Origin of the sequence: Moritella sp. (assembly GCF_033791185.1) — a bacterium.
Lineage (GTDB): Bacteria > Pseudomonadota > Gammaproteobacteria > Enterobacterales > Moritellaceae > Moritella.
Genome location: NZ_JASJHF010000243.1, coordinates 1 through 3,254, shown reverse-complemented (window position 1 = coordinate 3,254; position 3,254 = coordinate 1). Strand labels below are relative to the sequence as shown.

General features: G+C 40.2%; 1 protein-coding gene and 1 pseudogene. One reads left to right on the top strand and one right to left on the bottom strand.

Features of this window, described 5'->3' with window-relative positions; all coding sequences use genetic code 11:
• On the bottom strand, positions 1 to 2,318 hold a 2,318-nt coding region (locus QNK26_RS14240; protein ID WP_319224115.1), incomplete at its 3' end, for a S9 family peptidase.
• A 189-nt stretch (positions 2,319 to 2,507) separates the two neighbouring features.
• On the opposite strand from QNK26_RS14240, the pseudogene QNK26_RS14235 reads away from it, so the two are divergent.
• Positions 2,508 to 3,254, top strand: a pseudogene (locus QNK26_RS14235) (YgiQ family radical SAM protein); the annotation flags it as partial.

Below are 3,254 nucleotides of genomic sequence, written 5' to 3'. Positions count from 1 at the left end.
AAAAACACATTATCATCGACCATAGGCGCATTGATCAGTAATGGTTTTTGTAAGCCTTCAGCAAAATAAATTGGCGAGCTGCGCTCATAGGCAATTTTATCGTCTTCAGGGGTATTTAGAATGTTTGCGGTATAACCATGGTTGTATGAAGTCCAGTCAGACACTAAACGCAGAGCAGAGCCCGCTTGGAATACATCTGGTTCGGTAAACATCGACATCAACGTTAAGAAACCACCATAAGAGCCGCCGTAAACACCAACACGATTTCTATCAACGTTAGCGTTATCCACTAACCAATCGACACCATCAAGCATATCTTCTACTTCAGGCTTACCCATATGACGGTAAATTGCGGTACGCCAATCACGGCCATAGCCATCTGATGCACGGTAATCCATATCAATAACGGTATAACCTTGTTGTACTAACATTGAGTGAAACATAAACTCGCGGAAATAACCTGACCAACCTAAATGAGAGTTTTGTAAGTAACCGGCACCATGAACAAACATTACGGCTTTACCTGGTACTGCTGCATTAGTACCTTCACTAGGTGCACCCTGATAAACACGAGAGAAAATGCCTTGTTGAGTATGCGTTGATGGCACTTCAACAATGCTAGGCGCAGTCCAAGGCATCGCTAAAAACTCTTCAGTAACAGTGTGCGTTAAGCGAATGGCTTCAATATTTTCGCCAATGTCTTGCACATAAAGCTCAGGTGGCATCGTTGTTGTAGAGTGTTCAATAAGCAGCTTAGTTTCATCAGGAGACAATGCATATGAGTTATTACCGCCTAAATCTGTTACCGCGCGAATAACGGCCGAATTAACATCGACATGGTATATTTCATAAATACCCGGATGATGTTTATTGGCTTGAAAGTAAAAACTTGAACCATCGTTAGTAAGAGTTAAGTCGCGTACTTCATAATTGCCCTGCGTTAATGCTTTGGTTTCGCCATTAAGCGGTTTCACATAAAGATGGCCGTAACCACTTTCTTCTGATTGAAAATATAAAGTTTCGGTTGCGCTAAACCAACCAAAGTCATTAAACGCCCAGTTAATCCATGCATCATCATGTAAGCGATGTTGATTAACAAGTTTGCTCGACTCAAAATCAATGGTCGCAATCCAGCGGTCTTTGTTGTCCCAAGCTTCGAACATAATGGCGACTTGCTTGGAGTTTTCATGCCATTGAATACTATTAGAATTCATTAGATGAATATTACGAGGCTTTTTCTCTGATTTATATTCTTTGCCTTCACGAGCATAATTTTCTGTTTTAACAGACGCTAACACATCTTCATCAAATCCCGGTAACGCATCATACGTTAACAAGTACTGAGCATTGTTAACCAAATCAATTAAATACACTTGCTCTTCGTATTTACGGTTATCCGATACTCTACGACGAGCTTTTTGGGCGTCTATATTTGCATCATCGGTGACATAATTAGGCATGATGTCACCATCATTGCTCCAACTTACATCAGTAGTTACGCTGACAATCAGTTTCTCAGCATTTGGCGACAGTCTTGAATTGACCAGTTTCTTGCCTTCACCAAAATAAAAAACAGCGGTAGCTATGGTATTATTTTCACTGCGTAGTTTGTTTGCCTCGTCAGCGCGTAAGTCTTTATGGTGCTGTTTTTTGGCAATATATTTGATTAGCTTTTGTTGTTCATTAGCAATATAAGTGGGGTTACTAGCTTCACCGCCTGGTGTATTGGTCATTTGCAAATTTGCTAATTCACGAATTTGATTGTTTTTTGTATCAAACTCATAAAACACATTGTCAATGCGATAGGCAACATTGCCATTACTTAAAAACATCACTTGGTTTTCAATCGCTGAAGTGTACGTTAACTGTTGCACTTCATTTGTAGCCAACGTTTTGAGAAAAACATTGCCTTTAAAGGTGTATAATTCTTTAGTGCCGTCTGAACTCAATACCGCATTACGGTCGGCTTTAAGGTGTAAGTCGGCCAAAGCCACTTTACTACCATTGCCCGGCTCTGCAATATTTTTACTGTAAAGGTCAGTAAGTGGATTACCTAAACGTTTTTGCTTGTATAAAACTGTTTGATTGTCATCACCCCAATACCATCTTGACGGAGAACGTGCGATCCAATCTGGATCAGACATGATCTTTTCTAAGGTGATCGCTTTGCTGTTATCTGGCGCTAATACTTCTTCGCCTTGCACAGGTGCAGTAAAAGTACTCGTTTGGTCATCGCTTTTATTAACGATAGCCTCATTTGTTGCACAAGCACTTAACAGTAAACTTACGCTAGCAACAATTAATGGAAAGTTGTTCATATACAGCCTTATAATTTTTTGACGCACTATTAAACAAATAATCAACACAGAAATCAAATATCTATAGTGATTATATCGATTAAATTGTAATTATTTTATGTTTGAGTGGGTCAAAGGTACATTTTTTACACGTATTTAACTTTTTATTTCTGTTATACTGCGCGGCAATTATATCTAGGTACTTTTTTTATGATCCCATTACCAAAAACAGAACTATTTGACTACCCAAAATATTGGGCCGAATGCTATGGTCCTGCACCTTTTTTTCCGATGAGCCGTCAAGAAATGGACGACTTAGGTTGGGATAGTTGTGACATTATTTTGGTTAGTGGTGATGCTTATGTCGATCATCCAAGTTTTGGCATGGCGATTATTGGCCGTATGCTAGAGTCTCAAGGCTTTCGCGTTGGGATGATTGCTCAACCAAACTGGCATTCAAAAGATGAATTTATGCAGTTAGGTAAACCCAATTTATTTTTTGGTGTTACGGCTGGTAATATGGATTCAATGATCAACCGTTATACCGCTGAACGCCGTATGCGTCATGATGATGCCTATACGCCAAATAACGAAGGTGGTAAACGCCCAGACCGTGCTGTAATGGTATATACCCAACGTTGTAAAGAAGCTTATAAAGGTGTACCGGTAGTCATTGGCGGCATTGAGGCCAGTTTACGACGTATTGCCCATTATGATTATTGGTCTGATAAAGTGCGCCGTAGTGTTATTTTTGATGCCAAAGCCGACATTCTTATTTACGGTAATGCTGAACGCCCACTGGTAGAAGTTGCACACCGTATTTCTCGTGGCGAAGACATTAGTACGATTACCGACGTGCGTGGTACTGCTTTTATACGTAAAACACCACTTGAAGAGTGGCGCGGCATAGACTCTCGCGACATTGACCGTCCAGGTAAAATTGATCCTATTAGCAGT